We start from the raw sequence: 17,862 nt of genomic DNA on the forward strand, positions 1-17,862 counted from the left end.
CTTTAACTCCGTATTCCTTTACCGCGCTCTAGCATACGCAACGCTATCGCGAAGAGGACCACAATAAAGCCCAACACAGCAGCCAGCGCCCAGCCAACGGGAATATCTGATACGCCTAAGAAACCATAACGGAAAACGTTCACCATGTATAAAATGGGGTTGAGCATCGACACGCCCTGCCAAAAATCCGGCAACATGGAAATCGAGTAAAACACCCCGCCCAGATAGGTAAGCGGCGTGAGAATAAAGGTGGGGACAATCGAAATATCGTCAAACTTGTCGGCCAACAGCGCGTTGATAAAACCACCGATGGAAAATAGCGCAGAGGTGAGCACCACCACCAGCACGGTAAGCAACGGATGCTCGACCGTCAGGCGGGTAAAAAACAGCGAAACCACGGTGACAATCAGCCCAACACCTAAACCGCGCGCCATACCCCCAAAAATAAAGCCGGATAAAATCACCCAGTTGGGCATGGGCGATACCATCAACTCCTCAATTGAACGCTGAAACTTGTTGGAGAAGAAGCTTGAGGCCACATTGGAGTAGCTATTGGTAATCACCGACATCATGATCAGGCCAGGGACAATAAAGTCCATGTAGGTGAAGCCGTCCATATCACCAATGCGCGAGCCAATCAGATTGCCGAAAATAATAAAATACATGGCCATGGTGATAGAGGGTGGCAACAACGTTTGTGGCCATATCCGCGTGAAACGCTTGATCTCTTTGAGCACCAGCGTCCACAAGGCGATAAGGGTTTGACTCGCATTCATACCCGCGCCTCCTTTGGTTGTTCGGCACGCTTATCGATCGCGTTTTGACTCCCCTCCACCATCGATACGAACATTTCCTCTAACCGGTTGGCGCGATTACGCATCGACACAACCTGCAAGCCCTGGTCGGTTAATGCACTGAACACATCGTTGAGTCGCTGACCGCGATGAACCACCAGCGACAACTGCGAGGCCTCCACCCGCTGGATATCGAACCCATCCACCACGGGGGCATCGCTGACAGGCGCCGCAAGATCCAGTAGAAAAGTTTCCCTACTCAGTTCGGCGAGCAACTCGCGCACGCTGGTATTACGGACAATTTCACCGTGGTTAATGATCGCAATATTGCGGCATAAACTCTCGGCTTCCTCCAGGTAATGCGTCGTGAGGATGATGGTGGTGCCTTCGTCGCGATTAATCCGCCGCATGTATTCCCACATGCTACGCCGCAGCTCGATATCAACTCCGGCGGTTGGCTCATCGAGAATCAGCAACTTGGGGCGATGCATCAAGGCACGCGCAATCATCAACCGCCGCTTCATGCCACCAGAAAGCATCCGCGCGCTGCCGTTGCGCTTATCCCATAACCCGAGATCAGTCAGTAGCTGCTCGGCGCGAGGCAAGGCCTCACGGCGCGTCATTCCATAATAGCCCGCTTGCGCCAGCACGATATCGAGGACTTTTTCAAACTGGTTAAAGTTAAACTCTTGAGGCACTACGCCCAACTGGTATTTAGCTTTAGCGAAGTCTTTATCGATATCGATGCCAAAGATCGACACCTTTCCCTGGGTTTTCTGCACCAGAGAACAGACCACACCCAACGTGGTGGATTTGCCTGCGCCGTTAGGGCCCAATAGCGCAAAAAAATCGCCCTGCTGGACGTCAAGATCAATACCTTTTAACGCTTGAAAGCCGTTGCCATACTGTTTAGTAAGGCCACGTATCGACAATGCCGGTTCGGCCATGAACATGTCCTGTCAGCAAAATGAGAAGGGTCGCTGCATGCGTAAGCACTAGATATTAGGGCGCAAACTTTTTTTTCAATCGGTTTTGCCGCATTAGGCAGGTACTGAAGAGACGAAAGGAAAGATGGGTGCGCTTGGAGCGGGAAAGGAGATTCGAACTCCCGACCCTCGCCTTGGCAAGGCGATGCTCTACCACTGAGCTATTCCCGCAACGCAAAAGAAAAGTACGAGATGGCGTCCCATAGGGGGTTCGAACCCCTGTTACCGCCGTGAAAGGGCGGTGTCCTGGACCACTAGACGAATGGGACACAGATAGAAGCGTTAGATTGTTTGGAGCGGGAAAGGAGATTCGAACTCCCGACCCTCGCCTTGGCAAGGCGATGCTCTACCACTGAGCTATTCCCGCTCGATAATACGCTTCACTTAACAAGATCTCGCTATCGGATTGGCGTCCCATAGGGGGTTCGAACCCCTGTTACCGCCGTGAAAGGGCGGTGTCCTGGACCACTAGACGAATGGGACACAGCTGGAGCGGGAAAGGAGATTCGACCGGGCTGGCGTTCCAGCTCACGACCCTCACCTACTTTTCCACACAATCCAATTGGAGCGGGAAAGGAGATTCGAACTCCCGACCCTCGCCTTGGCAAGGCGATGCTCTACCACTGAGCTATTCCCGCATTCCGATACCTTGACGATTGAGTTGGCGTCCCATAGGGGGTTCGAACCCCTGTTACCGCCGTGAAAGGGCGGTGTCCTAGACCACTAGACGAATGGGACGTCGCAATGCCTCGTCGAGGTGGCGCGTATGTTACTCAGCCCTTATTAAACTGTCAAGCAGTTCCCTCTCGGCCGCCCCTGCCTATTGAGCCATGCGCCAGCGTGGATATTACCCACTACAACCGCTTCACCGTAGTGCATTTAACGTCATATGACGCTCACTATTAGTGCGTAGTACACAACCACCTCAGATACCAACAACCGACAAACGCAGTAAAAATCTTTTATTTAAAATAAATCGATTTTATGGCATGCCGCTTGCTAACACCTTGTTGGGACACGATTGATTCATTGACCGCCACGAGGTGCCTTATGACCTTTACACGCCGCAAGTTTCTTACCACTGCCGCTGTATCTTCCACTGCTGGGTTGGTGCTCGGCGCCCCCAGCATTGCAAGAGCACAGTCGTCCGACACCTTTAACTGGCGTATGACCAATGCCTACGGGCCTGGGTCGCCATTTTATGTCGAAGGTCCAGGGAGCCCCACCGACGTTATTGACAAGATCAACACCATGTCGGGCGGACGCCTCAACATTCAACACTTTGCAGCGGGAGAGCTCATCCCCGCGCTTGAAGGGTTTGAAGCGGTGCAGAGCGGCACCATCGAAATGAACGCAGCCAACAGTTACTTCTGGTCGGGTACGACCTTTGCCGCCCAGTACTTCACCACCGTGCCCTTCGGCATGAGTTTTATGGGCCATATGGCATGGCTATACCACGGCGGAGGTTTGGAGCTGTGGCACGAGCTATACGAGCCGTATGGCATGGTGGCTTTCCCGTTGAACAACACCGGCGTGCAGATGACCGGCTGGTTCCGCGAACCCATTGAAGACATTGGCCAGCTTGACGGTCTGCGCATGCGCGTACCGGGCCTCGCTGGCAAGGTATACGCCTCTCTTGGAGTGGATGCCCGCGTACTCCCTGGCGGCGAGATATTCCCGGCGCTGGAACGCGGCGTGATTGATGCTGCAGAGTTCGTCGGCCCCTACCAAGACCGCCGCATGGGGCTTCAAGACGCCGCCAAATACTATTACACCACCGGCTGGCACGAACCCTCCACCACGGGTGAACTGCTGATTGCTAAAGATCAATGGGACAGACTGCACGAGGATCTGCAAATGATTGTTCGCTCGGCATGTATGGCGGCCTGCCTTGAGAGCCTGACATGGTCGGAGGCTGTCAACGGCGAAGCCTTGACCGACCTGGTCGACAACCATGGTGTGACGGCTAGCCAACTACCAGAACCGATTGTGGATGCACTCCGCGAAGCCACGCTGGATACCCTTGAAACCGAAGCCAATGACGACGCAGAAGTACGCAAGATTCACGATAGCTACATGGCGTTTAAAGCCAAACACGACCGCTGGGCCGGTGCCAGCGAACGCGCTTGGCTAAGCAATATCATCGGAGTGTGATATGCGAGCCGTAGAAAACCTAGTCAAAGGCATTGAGGCACTGGTCCGGCTATTTGGCCGGATCGCCGCCTGGACTTGCGTAGTATTAGTGGCGTTGGTATCCAGCGATGTAATACTTCGTTACCTGTTCGATATCGGGGCCGTTTGGCTGCAAGAGCTTCAGTGGCATCTGATATCGCCCATTGCCCTGTTTGGCATGGCGTACTTACTGCTCAACGACGAACAAGTCAGGGTGGATGTGTTTTACGAGCATTTTCCGGCGCTCGTAAAACGCGTCATCGAAGTAATTGGTGGCCTAGCGCTGCTTGTTATGGGCTTGTATATCGCTTGGCTAACGCTTCCCTGGGTCGCGCAATCGTTTGGCCGCGGCGAAGCCTCACCGAACCCTGGCGGCCTCCCCTGGCGCTGGCTGTTAAAAGCATTCATCCCGTTTGGTTTCACCCTGCTCGCACTGCAAGGGCTGGCTCATGCGCTGCGCAATGCGCTCGCGCTTCCCGCACAAGGTGACTGACCTATGTCTTTAAATGAATGGCTTGCGATCGGCATGATCGGAGCCTTTTTCGTTATGCTGCTGATTGGCATTCCAGTGGCGATTAGCATCGCGACGACCGCATTTGTGTTTGGCTTCATCGGCTTTGGGCCGGTGCTATTTAACCTTCTGCCGTCGCGCATCTATGGCGTGGTGACCAACTACACCTTTATGGCCATCCCTCTGTTTGTGTTTATGGGCGTCATGCTTGAGAAATCCAAGCTTGCCGAAGAGTTGATTGACGTCATCGGCCACGTATTTGGCAATCTCTCCGGCGGCATGGGCGTGGCGATTATCTTTGTCGGCGTACTGCTAGGGGCCGCCACCGGGATTGTGGGGGCCACCATTGTCACACTGGGCCTGCTCACGCTTCCCACTCTGTTGCGCCGTGGCTACCCGAAAACGCTGGCAACCGGAATGATTTGTGCTTCCGGCACCCTCGGGCAAATTATCCCCCCAAGCTTGGTGCTCATCTTATTAGCCGAAATTTTGGGGGAATCCGTTGGCACCATGTTCGCCGCCGCGATGCTACCGGGGCTAACCCTGGCGGCCGTTTACATCATCGCGATTCTCGCCCTTGCGGCCTGGAAACCCCACTTAATGCCGCCTATACCCGCAGAAGAGCGCGCTCAACTAAGTAAAGCACAGTTGATGCGCAAGGTCGTGCGGGTGGTAGGGCCGCCAGTAGGCTTGGTGGTTGCTGTTTTAGGATCGATCATCGGCGGCATTGCCGCACCGACCGAAGCTGCTGCCATGGGAGCGCTGGGTGCAATGGTATTTGTCGCAGGCTCCGGGCGACTGAGTTTTAACCTGCTCAACGAAGTCGCTAAAGCAACGCTTATTATCTCTGCGATGGTATTTTTCATCTTGATCAGCGCGCAGGTATTTGGTTTGGCGTTTCGTGGCCTGGGCGGCGAGCACTTAGTCGCCCGGATGTTCGAGTGGGTGCCCGGCGGCGAAATAGGCGCCCTGCTATTCATGCTGCTGATGTTCATTCTGGGCTTCTTTCTCGAATGGATCGAGATTAGCTATATTGCCTTGCCGTTATTCTTACCCTTTTTTATTCAGCTAGGCGTCGACATGGTATGGCTGGGTATTTTGGTGGGGCTGGTGTTGCAGACCTCGTTTTTAACTCCACCCTTTGGTTGGTCACTGTTCTTCCTGAAAGGCGTCGCCCCCAAAGGTGTCACGACGCTGGATATCTATCTCGGCGTACTACCGTTTATCGCCTTGCAGTTTCTCGCCATTGCCCTGGTGATACTATTTCCCAGTATCGCCACGTGGCTACCTAATGCCATCGGCTGGTAATCGCCGGGCTCAACAATAAAAGGATAAGATATGCTTCATACGCAACGTAGCTATGGCGGCAGCTGTGTCGCCCCTCACCATCTGGCCGCAAGTGCGGGGCGCGACGTCCTCAAGCAAGGCGGTAACGCCGTAGAAGCGATGGTAGCCGCTGCCGCCACCATCGCCGTGGTCTACCCGCATATGAACGCCCTGGGCGGCGATGGCTTCTGGTTAATCCATGAACCTGGCAAAGCACCGGTGGCCATTGATGCCTGCGGCCCGGCTGCGGGCTTGGCCAATGTAGACTTCTATGCGGGCGACACTCACATTCCCGAGCGTGGACCTAAAGCGGCCCTCACCATGGGAGGCACGGTAAGCGGTTGGCAGGAGGCGTTATCGGTTGCCGCCGACTGGGGCCAAGCCCTGCCGTTGACGACGCTGCTGGCCGACGCCATTGGCCATGCACAAAATGGCGTAGCGGTTTCAAAGAGCCAGGAAACCCTGACCGCCAAGCACCTCGAACGGTTATCGCCCAGCCCTGGCTTTAGCGAGTCGCTGCTAGTGAACGGCAGAGCCCCCCTTGAAGGCGAGCGGCTGCGCCAGCCGCGCCTAGCCGCGACGCTTGAACGTCTGGCCACGGCAGGTCTGGATGATTTTTATCGCGGGGAGCTTGCCGCCAGCATGGCGCGGGACCTGGAAGCGCTGGGCAGTCCATTGCGTTTGGATGATTTTCACGCGTATCGCGCCCAGCGGGTGACACCGCTTGAAGTGACTCTCGCCGACGCTACTCTGTATAACCTGCCAGCCCCCACCCAAGGGGTGGCATCATTGATGATTCTCGCCATTTACGAGCGCATCAAAGCCAAACAACCCAATGGCTTCGCCCACCTGCATGGCCTGATTGAAGCCACCAAGCGTGCCTTTATGCTGCGCGACCAGTACGTGACCGACCCGGACCGTACCCCCACTCCACTTCAGGCGTTACTCAGTGACGAGCGCATTGACGCTGAGGCCGCTCAGATTAATGCCTCACAGGCGCTGCCTTGGCCCTATGAAGCCGCAAAAGGCGACACCATCTGGATGGGCACGGTGGATAACGAGGGCCGGGCGGTTAGCTTTATCCAAAGCATTTATTGGGAATTTGGCAGCGGCGTGGTGTTGCCAGAAAGCGGCGTGCTGTGGCAAAACCGCGGCATAAGCTTCTCGCTCGACCCTGCGGCGTTACGCGGGCTCGCTCCAGGGCGCAAACCGTTCCATACGCTTAATCCGGCGCTTGCCCGGTTTAACGATGGGCGCACCATGGTCTATGGCACCATGGGTGGTGAGGGACAGCCGCAAACGCAAGCGGCGGTCTTCTCGCGCTACGCCTTCCATCAAATGCCATTGCAGCAAGCGATTACCGCACCACGTTGGCTTTTGGGCCGCACTTGGGGCGAATCGAGCATGAACCTAAAACTCGAAGATCGTTTTGATAATGCGCTAGTGACAGCGCTGAACAAGGCTGGCCACGACGTGGAAGTTCTCAACGAGTCCTTCAGTGACACGATGGGGCATGCCGGGGGCATCGTTCACCACCCTAACGGGCTGATTGAAAGCGCCCACGACCCCCGGAGTAACGGCGGTGCGGTTAGCGTTTGACGGTATGGCTGGCGATTTTGTCGAATATTGCGCATCCTGAACTCAGGTAGGCGACCACTGTCATTTACAGGTAGGGTATTAGCCAGCGAGACATAAGCGGGAGAGGAGACCCCCTATGGCGAAAATCGACAAATCCCCAGACCAATGGCGTGAACAACTTACGCCAGAGCAGTACCGCGTCACCCGCGAAAAAGGCACAGAGCGTCCGTTTACGGGCGATTATCAGGTCAGTGATACCCAAGGCATCTACCACTGTGTTTGCTGCCACGCACCGCTGTTTGAGAACGAGCACAAATTTGATGCCGGCTGCGGCTGGCCCAGTTTTGACCGTCCTCTCGGCACTCGCTGCATTGAGGAACACCAGGACACATCCCATGGGATGGCCCGCACCGAAGTGGTGTGCGCCCACTGCGACGCCCACCTGGGTCACGTCTTTCCTGACGGCCCACCCCAAAGCACCGGATTACGCTACTGTATCAACTCGGTATCGTTAGAGTTTCATCCCGACGAATAAAACCAAAAAAGCTTTGCGCCCGCCAGTTCAGGATGGCGGGCGCAGTTAACGCTTAAAACTCATCCCATTGGTCAGCACTGACGCTCTGCGCTTCGCGCTGTTTAGACGATGACGAATGGTTGGGCAGTGCCTTGGCTGTTTTATCTGTCGCTTGATTCATTCTGGACAAATGTTCACGGGCGGTTTTAATGCTTTCTTCCTGAGCCCCTTCCAAGCGGAACGCATCCACCACGTTGGCCAGCTCAAAGGCCTCAAGCGCTAGGTTATCCGCGGACGCGGCAATCGACTGCACCTTCGTGGCATTTTGCTGGGTGACATTATCCATTTCGGCAATTGCCGCGTTGATTTGCCCGATGCCACTACTTTGCTCGCTAGAGGCCGTACTGATCGACTCCATCAGCTCGCTCACGCGGTTGACCTGATGCATAACGGCGTCAATCGCTTTTTCCGCCTGCTCAACGGCGCTGCGGCCACCGGTGACCTCCTGGGTAGTACTATCGATCATGCGGCGAATTTCCTGGGCGGCTTCAGCGCTGCGTCCGGCAAGGTTGCGCACCTCGCTGGCCACCACCGCAAACCCGCGCCCGTGCTCACCGGCCCTTGCCGCCTCGACCGAGGCATTCAAAGCAAGAATATTGGTTTGGAACGCAATACCGTCGATTACGCTGATCATCTCGGTCATTTTTTCAGCACTTTGGGCAATCCGCTGCATACGCTCAACCAACTGCTGCATCTGTTCGCCGGTTTGCTGAGTGCTGCGCGCATTTTGTACCGCCAATTCGCTCGCCTGACGGGCGTTATCGGTATTTTGCTGCACGGTCGACGTCATTTCTTCCATGCTCGAGGCGGTCTCTTGCAGTGACGATGCCTGCTGTTCGGTGCGCGATGCCAGTTCCTCATTTTCGGCGGCAATTTGCTGAACCGCAGGCGTTACCACCGATACACGGCTTTCAACGTCGCCAACAATACCTGATAGGCTAAAGCGCATCGTATCCAGTGAGTAAAGGAGTTCGCCCAGCTCATCGCCGGTTTGGCGGCGCTCCCGGGCAGCCAAGTTACCGGCGGCAATCTGAAAGGTAATATAACGCGCGCCCGCTAGACTGCGCATAACCGATTTCAAAATCAGCATGCTCAGGCCAATCATGACCAACGCACCCAACCCCATTAGCACCAGCTGGGCAACCACCATTTGCTGTCGACCTTGCTGCGCCTCAGACAACATATCTGCGGCCAGTGCGCGTTCACTTTGCACCAGTTGGCTGACCTGCTCACGCAAGGCCCGCGCGCTTGGCACGGCTACATCGTTTAACGCTTCAAAAGCGCCAAAGCCGTTGCCATCCACAAGCGCCGTGGTCGCTTGATCCACGCCGTTGCTCCAATTGTCCAACGCATTGCCAAAGGACTGTATCACCTCACTGCTTTGGTCTTCGTCAGCCCGGTACTCATCCCAACTAAGCCGGATGCTATCCAGCTCAGCCATCAAGGCCTCTGACATTTCGTCGGCTTCTACACTGCGTGGATTGCGTACGGCAGGCTCTAACTGTTCCATCACCTGTCCAACGGTTTGTTCAATACGTTGCAGGTTGGCGACGTCATCAAGCCCTGAACGGCTCAGGGTATCCAAGCGCTCGCCAGACACCATCAGCCCGTAAATGCCCAGCCCGCCTGCCAAACCAAGCAGCAATAATGCCGCCGCCACCATGCCGATTAACTTGGCACGCAGGCTAGTGACTCTAAAGCGCGAGAGCATTCCCGTGAGCCCCTTACGCCGCAGCGTACCGCGCACCAGCGTGTAGTGCCTGGATTTGCCCTTCTCACGCATCTCGGCGTAGATCTTTTCGGCCTTGGCCACTGCCTTGGGGCTGGCCTTTCGGCGTACTGAGGTGTAACCCACGATACGATCACCGTCGCGCAACGGTGCAAGGGTGGCATGTACCCAGTAATGGTCGCCGTTTTTACGGCGGTTCTTGACCAGGCCCTGCCAGGTGGTGCCTGACTTCAGGGTTTTCCATAAATCCGCAAAGGCCGCTTCCGGCATATCCGGGTGGCGAATAATATTATGCGGTGCGCCAATCAACTCATCGCGGGAGTAGCCGCTCACTTCAACAAAGGTGGGATTCGCGTAGGTGACGTTACCTTTCAAATCTGAGCGCGATATCAGCACGGTTTCTTCTGTTAACGGATATTCTTGCTGCGTGACGGGTTGGTTGTTGCGCATGGTGGTCCCTGGAAAGAATGTTTTTTTTAAAAAAGCTATTACGTTTATCGGCCATTCACGCAAAAACTAAATAGTGATTTACAAAGAAAAAAACGCTACCCGTAGGGATAGCGTTTTAAAGATTATTCAGGATTAAGCGTTAATGACTAGATGACCTACTTTAACGATAAGCATCGATACCAGTGCCATCAATTAAGCGAGTCAATTGTTATTAATTCACTTAATTAGCTATTTGAATACTACCTTGGCCACGTCGCGATAGCGGTTGGCAAAGTGCACTGTCATCCCCTCCTTCAGATAATCGGGCAGCTCTTCATAATCGCGCCGGTTGGCCTCGGGCAATATCACTTCAAAGATATCGCTGCGGCGGGCGGCAATCACTTTTTCGCGGATACCCCCGACGGGCAATACTTGCCCAGTTAAGGTCAGCTCTCCCGTCATGGCGAGAGGACGATCAATGGCCTGGTGCCTTGCAAGCGACATCAGCGCGGTGGTCATGGAAACCCCCGCCGAGGGGCCGTCTTTGGGCGTGGCGCCTTCCGGTACATGCAAGTGCACAAAAGCCGAGTCGAAAAAGTCGCTATCAGCTCCGTATTCCTGCAGGTGGCCAAGCGTATAGCTATAGGCAATATTGGCCGACTCCTGCATCACGTCACCCAGTTTGCCAGTGAGCTTAAAGCCACGGTCCAGCGAATGTACCTTGCCCGCTTCGATGGGCAAGGTAGCCCCGCCCATGGAGGTCCAGGCAAGCCCCGTGACCACGCCCTCACCTGTTAGGACTTTTTCTTTCCGGAAGATCGGCGCGCCTAAAAATTCTTCAAGGTTTTTTACCGACACCTTAACCGTCTCAATGCCTTCTTCAAGCAGCTTGACGGCAGCCTTGCGCACGATGCGATGCAACTGCTTTTCTAACTGACGCACACCCGCCTCACGGGCATAGCCTTCTATCACTTGCTTAAGCGCAGCGTCGGATAGCTGAATACGCTTTTTCGCCAGATTGTCGCGTTTTAGAAGCTTGGGCCACAGGTGATTCTTGGCGATCGCCAGCTTTTCTTCGGCAATGTAGCCCGACAGGCGAATTTGCTCCATACGATCAAGCAGCGGCCCGGGAATCGAATCCAAGGTGTTGGCCGTACACACAAATAACACCTTGGAGAGGTCCATACGGACGTCCAAATAGTGGTCGAGAAAGTCGACGTTTTGCTCTGGGTCCAACACCTCGAGCAGTGCTGATGCCGGGTCGCCCTGAAACGACTGGCCTAGCTTGTCGATTTCATCCAGCATGATCACCGGATTTTCAACTTCTACTTCCTTGAAAGCCTGAACCAATTTACCTGGCATGGCCCCCACATAGGTACGCCGATGCCCTTTGATCTCGGCCTCGTCACGCATACCGCCGACGGAGAAGCGATAAAACTGGCGCCCCAGCGCTTCAGCAATCGAGCGGCCAACGGATGTTTTACCTACCCCGGGCGGACCTACCAGCAGCACAATGGAGCCGCCCACATCGCCCTTGAACGAGCCTTCAGCGAGGAACTCAATAATCCGCTCTTTAACATCTTTCAGCCCGTCGTGGTCGCGGTCCAGCACTTGTCTTGCATGCCCCAGGTCCAACTGGTCCTGGCTGGTGACGCCCCAAGGGAGTGAGGTCAGCCAATCCAGGTAGTTGCGCGTCGTGCCGTATTCGGGCGACCCGGTTTCCAACACGCTGAGCTTATCCAACTCGTCGTCGATACGCGACTGGACGCGCTCGGGCACTACTAGCGACTCTAACCGTGCACGAAAGGTATCAACGTCGTTTTCGCGGTCGTCTTTTGAGATACCCAACTCGCGCTGAATGACTTTCAACTGCTCACGTAGGAAAAACTCGCGCTGACGTTCCTGCATTTGCGCGTTGACCTGCTCACTGATTTCACTTTGCAACTGAGCAACATCAATTTCTTTGCGCAACAGCGGCAGCACTTTTTGCATCCGCTCGGCGACGTCCAGCGTCGATAGCACGTCTTGAAGTTCTGGCCCTTTGGCGGAGGTAATAGCCGCCGCGAAATCAGTCAGCGGGCCTGGCTGGTGGGGGCTGAAGCGATTTAAGTAGTGTTTGAGCTCCTCTCCATACAGCGGGTTAATGGGCAACAATTCCTTAATCCCATTAATAATCGCCATGGCATAAGCGCGGGTCTCTTCGTTTTCCGCATCTACCGGCTCTTTAGGGTAGCTAACTTCAACGAGGTAAGGCGGAGTGGTCGAAAGCCAGCGCTTAATTTTAAACCGCTGAAGCCCCTGGGCAATAAACTGGATTTGCTGATCTTCGCCCTTCATCTTGTGGACTTTCACCGCCGTGCCAATTTCCGGAAAGCCCTCGCTATCCAATGAATCGACACCGTGCTCACCGACATAGGCAACCCCGACGGTATGGTGAGGCGTGTTGCCCACACGACGCATGGTTTCTTCCCAGCGCTCACGGTTGATCACCAGGGGTTGCACTTGAGCGGGAAAGAAAGGCCGATTATGGATCGGCAATAGGTAAATACGCTCGGGGAGCATGTCACTGGCGGGCACCAGCGAGTTTATGCGCTCGCCGTCTGATCGGAACTGATCGCCTTCGCTCTGCGAAGTCGAATCGTTATCGCCCTGAACGTTAAACTGGTCGTCTCGGTCAAATTCCTGGTCGCTCATGCACCCTCCAATCAGCACCTGCCGGTGGCGATTGCCGCTCGGCTTTGTGATGGAAATGCGGGCGCTTCAGGCAAACTTCAACCGTTTAATGATCAGGCCATAGCTCAGGCATGGGGCGACCATTAACTCGCCACTGGCCGCGAACCACATCGAACGCTAGCTCCCGAGTACCTAACGGTAGCCCAAGCCAGAGAGCCGCGACGGTCGGCGCATCGTGCCAGGTAAAATCACCGTCGATACGTTCACGCCAACGGGCTTGCTCCTCGGGCTCACCTAGCAGAGTGGCATCTAGCTCGTCTAGTCGGCGGTTATCAAAAAATAGCGCCCCATCGGCATCCAGACGAATACCCAACAGAGGACTCTCGACGGTCGCGGTGGAAACGTCTAAGCGCGGCGAGTCACTTAACAACTGACGCAAATCTGGCTGAAGACGCGTTAAGGTGCCTTCGGCCATAGGCAAGCGTGCATCACCCCAAGCGGCCTCCTGACGTAACTGGCGAATCGTCTCGCGTAAGGCATCCGCATTAATCCGCGAAAGCTCCATCACCATGTGGCCGTTCTGCAAAAGCGCCGTGTCTGGCGTTTCAGAGGGCACCCTCACCTCACCAATGCTGAGCTCGCCTTTTATGCGCAGTTCCTGCTCGTCGAGTATCATCCGACTGTTCACATCAAGCGGCGCCACGTGGACGTCAAAGGAAGGATAAGACAATGCCAGGTTGTCGATATGCAGATAGTCACGCTGGGTGAAGTGGTAGGCATCTTCAGTGTAGGTATAGCGACTCTCGAGCACCGAGGGGCCTAAGCGCAGCTCAGCCGGGCCGTCGGTAATAGTCAGTTGATCCATTGCCGCCCGCATTCGCCAGTCCCCATAAACACCCTCCAAACGCAGTCGGCCACCACGCACGCCTAGCTCTCTGCCATTTTGCTGAATGATAAAGGGTGCCAGCGCCAAGCGTAGATCACTGTGCCCGCTGAGCGTATGGTAACTACCTTTCCAGCGAGGTACTGACGGCGCTGAGACCTCCCCAAGCGCCTGTTGCAAGACGGTGTCCAGGCGGGGTAACAGCGTGCCTTCGACATCCGTGCTTAAGATACCGTGGCGGGCGTTATAGTTAAGCTCCAAACGCCAGGGACGCCCAAGCAACGGAGAAAGAATCAGCCGTCCTTGCGAACTTAACCAGCCCTGCTCACTTTCAGTGCGAGTGACACGCCACTCGCCACGCGCGGCTAGGTCGTCCAGCGCCTGGCGCAGGCTTCTCTCGAACAACACGCTGGAAAGCAGTTGCGCGGCCATCCATAGCACGGCAATGACAGCCAACACGGGGACAATCAAACGTTCCTTGCGCATGGCGTCTCCCTTGAGCCAAACGCGCCGACAAGCGGCGTTTTTTTAACGATCAGTGCAACCAAAACCAAAGGTGCATAATGCTCCAAGCGTAAATCCCTGCCATCACATCGTCGATCATAATGCCAAACCCGCCGGCCACTCGCCGATCAGCCCAGCGGATGGGCCATGGTTTGAACACATCGAAAATGCGGAACACTACAAATCCCCATAAAGCAGATTCCCATGAAAACGGCACCGCTGCCATGGTAATCCAATAACCGACAAACTCATCCCAGACGATCCCAGAGTGGTCATGCACCCCCAAATCATGGGACGTTCTATCGCACAGCCAGACGCCAATCACAAAGGCAACAAACACAATACTTAGGTACCAGCCTAGCGATAAATCCGCCATTAACCAATAAAAGGGAATCGCGGCCAGCGTACCAAACGTACCTGGCGCCCAAGGCACGGCACCACTACCAAGCCCGAAGGCAAAAAAGTGCGTGGGCCGACGCCAAACGCTGGCAGGGGCATGGTTCATGGCGTCTCTCCCTTGAAATGCTGCCAGCCGTGGTAGCGCTGAAGGGGAAGTCCATGCACGCCTAGCGTGTCGCTACACTCGCCAATCACGTGGAGCGGAACACCTAGCGCGTCAAGCTGCTGCCGCGCTTGATCAACATTCCCGGCTGGTAACGTCACCAGTAGTTCATAGTCGTCGCCCCCGGTCAATGCGGCTTGGCGCGCAGCCTCTTGACCCAGGGCGTGTTTTAGCCCTTCAGCCAACGGCAGCGCATCCAGGGATAGTGAAGCTCCCACGCCAGACGCCTCGCGCAGGTGGCCCAAATCGGCCAACAGTCCATCCGAAATATCGATCGCCGAACTGGCTAACTCGCGCAGCGCTTCGCCGGCCGCTAAACGCGGCGTCGGCCATAAATAACGCGCCAGCAGTGGGTGCGCCCTATCACGCTCGCCCTTTTGCCACAGCGCTAAGCCGCCCGCACCACCGCCTAGCGCGCCTGTTACGGCAATCACGTCGCCAGGCTGAGCACCGCTACGCGTTAGTGCCTTGGTGTTAGGCACTTCCCCCATAACCGTCACAGCAATGGAAAGCGAGCCCGAGGTTACGTCACCACCCGCAAGTGTGGTTGCGTGTTGCTCAGCCAGTGCGGCAAAGCCACGCGCGTATCCTGCAAGCCAAGCATGGACGGCTTGATCATCGCCAAACTGTGCCTGATCTAGCGTCAAGGCCATGACACACCAACGCGAGGTGGCGCCCATTGCCGCCAAGTCACTCAGCGCCACGGCCAGCGCACGGTGGCCAATAGCATCGGCAGGCGCATCGCTTGGAAAGTGAACATCCGCCACCGAGGTATCCACGCTGACGACTAGCTGGTGCCCCGGCTGAGGCGTCAGCAGGGCAGCATCATCGCCTACACCCAACGCCACGCCATGTTGGCGGGCATTGTCACAAGGCAACGTAAAATAACGTCGGATTACATCAAATTCGGCAAGCACAAAGGCCCCTTAAACGCAGCGTCAGCACGAGCGCGAAATCACCCAGCCCATTGGGCCGGTTAGCGACGACGCGCGCTGACCTCGGCACTCCGCAAGCGAATAGCCAACTTGTCGAGAATACCGTTCACGTATTTATGGCCGTCGGTGGCACCAAACGATTTGGCCAGCTCAACACCTTCGTTAATAACGACGCGATAAGGCACTTCCATTCGCCGGGATAGCTCGTAGGCCCCTAGACGAAGGATAGCCAGTTCAACGGCATCCAGGTCTTGCAACCGGCGATCAAGCAGCGGCGATATTTCCCGGTCCAAATCCGCTTTAAAGCGAGCCGTATTGTGCAGCAGTTCATGAAACAGGGCCTGATCAGCGATTTCCATCACTTTGGACCAATTTTCATAATCTTCCAGGTCGTCATCTGGCACTTGGCTACGGAATTCCGCTTCAATGGCGCTGATTGACTTACCCGTCATATGCCACTGATATAGCCCTTGCACCGCCAGCTCGCGCGCCGCTTGTCGGCCCTGCTGGGCAGCCGAGGGCTTACGCTCACTCATGTGTATCCCCAGGCGCAATAGCGCGCAGCAACGAGACCATTTCCATCGCGGCCATGGCCGCTTCCGTACCTTTGTTACCGGCTTTGGTACCGGCACGTTCGATGGCTTGCTCGATTGTCTCAACGGTCAGCACGCCATTGGCAATCGGCGTATCGAACTCGAGTTGCAGCTGGTTGAGGGCAGTGTTACAGCCGCCCGCCACATACTCAAAATGCGGCGTACCGCCACGAATCACGGCGCCAAGCGCGATGACTGCATCGGGCTTCACCACCTTGAGTACGCGTTTGACGGCCAGCGGCAGTTCCCAGGCACCGGGGACGTGAACGATGTCGATATGCTCTATGTCGACGCCGTGACGCACCAGGCTGTCTACGGCGCCTTCCACCAGACTATCCACCACATGATGGTTGAAACGGCCAACTACGATGACGTACCGGCCATCAACGTCGACGTAGGTGCCTTCAACTTGAGAAAGGGATTGCATCAATTTATACCTGCTAAGAAGTTGGCTCATCGGAAGTATCATTCGGGCCCAATCGTTCAACGACTTCAAGATCAAAGCCGGAAAGCGCCGAAAACTTCCACGGTGAACTAAGTAAGCGCATTTTACCCACGCCAAGATGGCGCAGTATTTGCGAGCCAGTGCCAATGGTTAAGTAGTTGCCGGCTCCGTCAGAATCGCTGGTGCGCGGCTGGCGGACGCGTTCTAAAAAAATATCCAACTGATCTTTAAGGTCTTGATGCGGTCGTCCATCGTCAATGAGCACCAGGACACCTGCCGGGGCCGCGGCGATTTCCATCAGCGCTCGCTGGGCATCCCAACGACACTGCTCGCCTTTGGTAAGCCCCAGCACATCGCGTAGCGTATCGGCCAAATGCACCCTCACCGTGGTGGGCGCCTCAGGCGTGGGCTGCCCCTTGACCAGCGCCAGATGATGCGCACCCTGGATACGGTCACGAAACACGTGCAACGTCATCTCGCCCTGGGTGGTCATGATCGGCGAAGTTTCCAGATGATCGACGGTCTGCTCATTGACGATACGGTAATGGATCAGGTCAGCTATGGTGCCCATCTTGATGCCGTGCTCACGGGCGAAAGCTTCAAGCTCGGAGCGACGCGCCATGCTGCCGTCGTCGTTCATGACTTCACAAATCACACCACTCGGCTCACAACCCGCCAGAGCAGCCAAATCACAGGCTGCCTCGGTATGACCAGCACGACGCAGCACGCCGCCCGGCTCGGCCATCAGGGGGAAAATATGCCCCGGTTGGACGATATCCGTGGGTTTGGCATGCGGGGCGACGGCCGCCTGGACAGTGCGCGCGCGGTCAGCCGCTGAAATCCCAGTGGTTACCCCTTCGGTGGCTTCAATGGAAAGGGTGAACTTGGTCCCAAACCCTGAGCCGTTGTCGCGCACCATCAGCGGTAAGTTAAGCTGCTCGCAGCGAGCCCGCGTCATCGGCAGACAAATTAAGCCGCGGGCAAAACGTGCCATAAAGTTGATATGTTCCGCCTGGACTTTTTCGGCGGCCATGATGATATCACCTTCATTTTCGCGATCCTCATCGTCCATGAGAATCACCATTTTGCCCTGGCGAATATCGTCGACCAGTTCGGCAATGGGGGCTAATTCCCCAGAGGAAGCGTGCGCCATGGAATCTCCAAAAGG

Annotated in this window: 15 protein-coding genes and 6 tRNA genes; 5 read left to right on the forward strand and 16 right to left on the reverse strand. The window is 55.9% G+C overall.

Going from position 1 to position 17,862, the window contains the following annotated elements; all coding sequences use genetic code 11:
• Positions 1–2: 2 nt before the first annotated feature.
• The 8 genes from CPH17_RS05810 to CPH17_RS05845 form a co-directional block, all read right to left on the reverse strand.
• On the reverse strand, positions 3–776 hold the full coding sequence (locus CPH17_RS05810; protein ID WP_074396892.1) for an ABC transporter permease: 774 nt from the start codon (positions 774–776) through the stop codon (positions 3–5).
• Complete coding sequence (locus tag CPH17_RS05815; protein WP_074396893.1) at positions 773–1,741, reverse strand: ABC transporter ATP-binding protein; 969 nt, start codon at positions 1,739–1,741, stop codon at positions 773–775. Before CPH17_RS05815 ends, CPH17_RS05810 begins: the two co-directional genes overlap by 4 nt.
• A gap of 135 nt (positions 1,742–1,876) precedes the next feature.
• Positions 1,877–1,951 (reverse strand) — tRNA-Gly (locus CPH17_RS05820).
• A 22-nt stretch (positions 1,952–1,973) separates the two neighbouring features.
• Positions 1,974–2,049, reverse strand: a tRNA-Glu gene (locus CPH17_RS05825).
• A 23-nt stretch (positions 2,050–2,072) separates the two neighbouring features.
• Positions 2,073–2,147 (reverse strand) — tRNA-Gly (locus CPH17_RS05830).
• Between the two features lie 40 nt (positions 2,148–2,187).
• Positions 2,188–2,263, reverse strand: a tRNA-Glu gene (locus CPH17_RS05835).
• 80 nt (positions 2,264–2,343) lie between these two features.
• Positions 2,344–2,418: transfer RNA gene (locus tag CPH17_RS05840), tRNA-Gly, on the reverse strand.
• A 24-nt stretch (positions 2,419–2,442) separates the two neighbouring features.
• Positions 2,443–2,518: transfer RNA gene (locus CPH17_RS05845), tRNA-Glu, on the reverse strand.
• Positions 2,519–2,830: 312 nt separating this feature from the next.
• On the opposite strand from CPH17_RS05845, the gene CPH17_RS05850 reads away from it, so the two are divergent.
• The 5 genes from CPH17_RS05850 (at position 2,831) to msrB (ending at position 7,902) form a co-directional block, all read left to right on the forward strand.
• Positions 2,831–3,934: a TRAP transporter substrate-binding protein gene (locus CPH17_RS05850; RefSeq protein WP_096298566.1), complete on the forward strand. Its 1,104-nt coding sequence runs from the start codon at positions 2,831–2,833 to the stop codon at positions 3,932–3,934.
• A 1-nt stretch (position 3,935) separates the two neighbouring features.
• Complete coding sequence (locus CPH17_RS05855; protein ID WP_096298569.1) at positions 3,936–4,445, forward strand: TRAP transporter small permease subunit; 510 nt, start codon at positions 3,936–3,938, stop codon at positions 4,443–4,445.
• A gap of 3 nt (positions 4,446–4,448) precedes the next feature.
• The gene (locus CPH17_RS05860; protein WP_096298571.1) at positions 4,449–5,771 is read left to right on the forward strand and encodes a TRAP transporter large permease; all 1,323 of its coding nucleotides are present in this window, start codon (positions 4,449–4,451) and stop codon (positions 5,769–5,771) included.
• Between the two features lie 30 nt (positions 5,772–5,801).
• Entirely contained in the window at positions 5,802–7,388 is a 1,587-nt protein-coding gene (locus CPH17_RS05865) for a gamma-glutamyltransferase family protein (protein ID WP_096298573.1), read from the forward strand.
• 115 nt (positions 7,389–7,503) lie between these two features.
• The gene (msrB, locus tag CPH17_RS05870) at positions 7,504–7,902 is read left to right on the forward strand and encodes a peptide-methionine (R)-S-oxide reductase MsrB (protein ID WP_074396898.1); all 399 of its coding nucleotides are present in this window, start codon (positions 7,504–7,506) and stop codon (positions 7,900–7,902) included.
• A gap of 52 nt (positions 7,903–7,954) precedes the next feature.
• On the opposite strand, the gene CPH17_RS05875 is transcribed toward msrB, so the two are convergent.
• The 8 genes from CPH17_RS05875 to ribBA all read right to left on the reverse strand — a co-directional run bounded on the left by CPH17_RS05875 (position 7,955) and on the right by ribBA (position 17,847).
• Complete coding sequence (locus tag CPH17_RS05875) at positions 7,955–10,120, reverse strand: methyl-accepting chemotaxis protein (protein ID WP_074396899.1); 2,166 nt, start codon at positions 10,118–10,120, stop codon at positions 7,955–7,957.
• Positions 10,121–10,348: 228 nt separating this feature from the next.
• Entirely contained in the window at positions 10,349–12,793 is a 2,445-nt protein-coding gene (lon, locus tag CPH17_RS05880) for an endopeptidase La (RefSeq protein ID WP_074396900.1), read from the reverse strand.
• Between the two features lie 85 nt (positions 12,794–12,878).
• A complete protein-coding gene (locus CPH17_RS05885) occupies positions 12,879–14,141 on the reverse strand; it encodes a DUF945 family protein (protein ID WP_074396901.1) in 1,263 nt (420 codons plus the stop codon).
• 49 nt (positions 14,142–14,190) lie between these two features.
• On the reverse strand, positions 14,191–14,664 hold the full coding sequence (locus tag CPH17_RS05890) for a phosphatidylglycerophosphatase A family protein (RefSeq protein WP_074396902.1): 474 nt from the start codon (positions 14,662–14,664) through the stop codon (positions 14,191–14,193).
• Complete coding sequence (gene thiL, locus CPH17_RS05895; protein WP_096298575.1) at positions 14,661–15,638, reverse strand: thiamine-phosphate kinase; 978 nt, start codon at positions 15,636–15,638, stop codon at positions 14,661–14,663. Before thiL ends, CPH17_RS05890 begins: the two co-directional genes overlap by 4 nt.
• 59 nt (positions 15,639–15,697) lie before the next feature.
• On the reverse strand, positions 15,698–16,192 hold the full coding sequence (gene nusB, locus CPH17_RS05900) for a transcription antitermination factor NusB (protein ID WP_074396904.1): 495 nt from the start codon (positions 16,190–16,192) through the stop codon (positions 15,698–15,700).
• Complete coding sequence (gene ribH, locus CPH17_RS05905) at positions 16,185–16,676, reverse strand: 6,7-dimethyl-8-ribityllumazine synthase (RefSeq protein WP_096298577.1); 492 nt, start codon at positions 16,674–16,676, stop codon at positions 16,185–16,187. Before ribH ends, nusB begins: the two co-directional genes overlap by 8 nt.
• A gap of 13 nt (positions 16,677–16,689) precedes the next feature.
• Positions 16,690–17,847 (reverse strand): bifunctional 3,4-dihydroxy-2-butanone-4-phosphate synthase/GTP cyclohydrolase II, encoded by a 1,158-nt coding sequence (gene ribBA, locus CPH17_RS05910; protein ID WP_074396906.1) that lies wholly within the window; start codon positions 17,845–17,847, stop codon positions 16,690–16,692.
• Between the last annotated feature and the right edge of the window lie 15 nt (positions 17,848–17,862).

It is taken from the genome of Halomonas sp. hl-4 (assembly GCF_900215475.1).
Taxonomy (GTDB): Bacteria; Pseudomonadota; Gammaproteobacteria; order Pseudomonadales; family Halomonadaceae; genus Vreelandella.

What these genes read in the sequence shown, in the direction of transcription:
- CPH17_RS05865 (WP_096298573.1), top strand. Translation starts at nt 5,802, where the DNA reads ATGCTTCATACGCAACGTAGCTATGGCGGCAGCTGTGTCGCCCCTCAC.
- CPH17_RS05850 (WP_096298566.1), top strand. Translation starts at nt 2,831, where the DNA reads ATGACCTTTACACGCCGCAAGTTTCTTACCACTGCCGCTGTATCTTCC.
- CPH17_RS05860 (WP_096298571.1), top strand. Translation starts at nt 4,449, where the DNA reads ATGTCTTTAAATGAATGGCTTGCGATCGGCATGATCGGAGCCTTTTTC.
- CPH17_RS05855 (WP_096298569.1), top strand. Translation starts at nt 3,936, where the DNA reads ATGCGAGCCGTAGAAAACCTAGTCAAAGGCATTGAGGCACTGGTCCGG.
- CPH17_RS05810 (WP_074396892.1), bottom strand. Translation starts at nt 776, where the DNA reads ATGAATGCGAGTCAAACCCTTATCGCCTTGTGGACGCTGGTGCTCAAA.
- CPH17_RS05815 (WP_074396893.1), bottom strand. Translation starts at nt 1,741, where the DNA reads ATGGCCGAACCGGCATTGTCGATACGTGGCCTTACTAAACAGTATGGC.
- CPH17_RS05890 (WP_074396902.1), bottom strand. Translation starts at nt 14,664, where the DNA reads ATGAACCATGCCCCTGCCAGCGTTTGGCGTCGGCCCACGCACTTTTTT.
- ribH (WP_096298577.1), bottom strand. Translation starts at nt 16,676, where the DNA reads ATGCAATCCCTTTCTCAAGTTGAAGGCACCTACGTCGACGTTGATGGC.
- msrB (WP_074396898.1), top strand. Translation starts at nt 7,504, where the DNA reads ATGGCGAAAATCGACAAATCCCCAGACCAATGGCGTGAACAACTTACG.
- lon (WP_074396900.1), bottom strand. Translation starts at nt 12,793, where the DNA reads ATGAGCGACCAGGAATTTGACCGAGACGACCAGTTTAACGTTCAGGGC.
- CPH17_RS05875 (WP_074396899.1), bottom strand. Translation starts at nt 10,120, where the DNA reads ATGCGCAACAACCAACCCGTCACGCAGCAAGAATATCCGTTAACAGAA.
- ribBA (WP_074396906.1), bottom strand. Translation starts at nt 17,847, where the DNA reads ATGGCGCACGCTTCCTCTGGGGAATTAGCCCCCATTGCCGAACTGGTC.
- CPH17_RS05885 (WP_074396901.1), bottom strand. Translation starts at nt 14,141, where the DNA reads ATGCGCAAGGAACGTTTGATTGTCCCCGTGTTGGCTGTCATTGCCGTG.
- nusB (WP_074396904.1), bottom strand. Translation starts at nt 16,192, where the DNA reads ATGAGTGAGCGTAAGCCCTCGGCTGCCCAGCAGGGCCGACAAGCGGCG.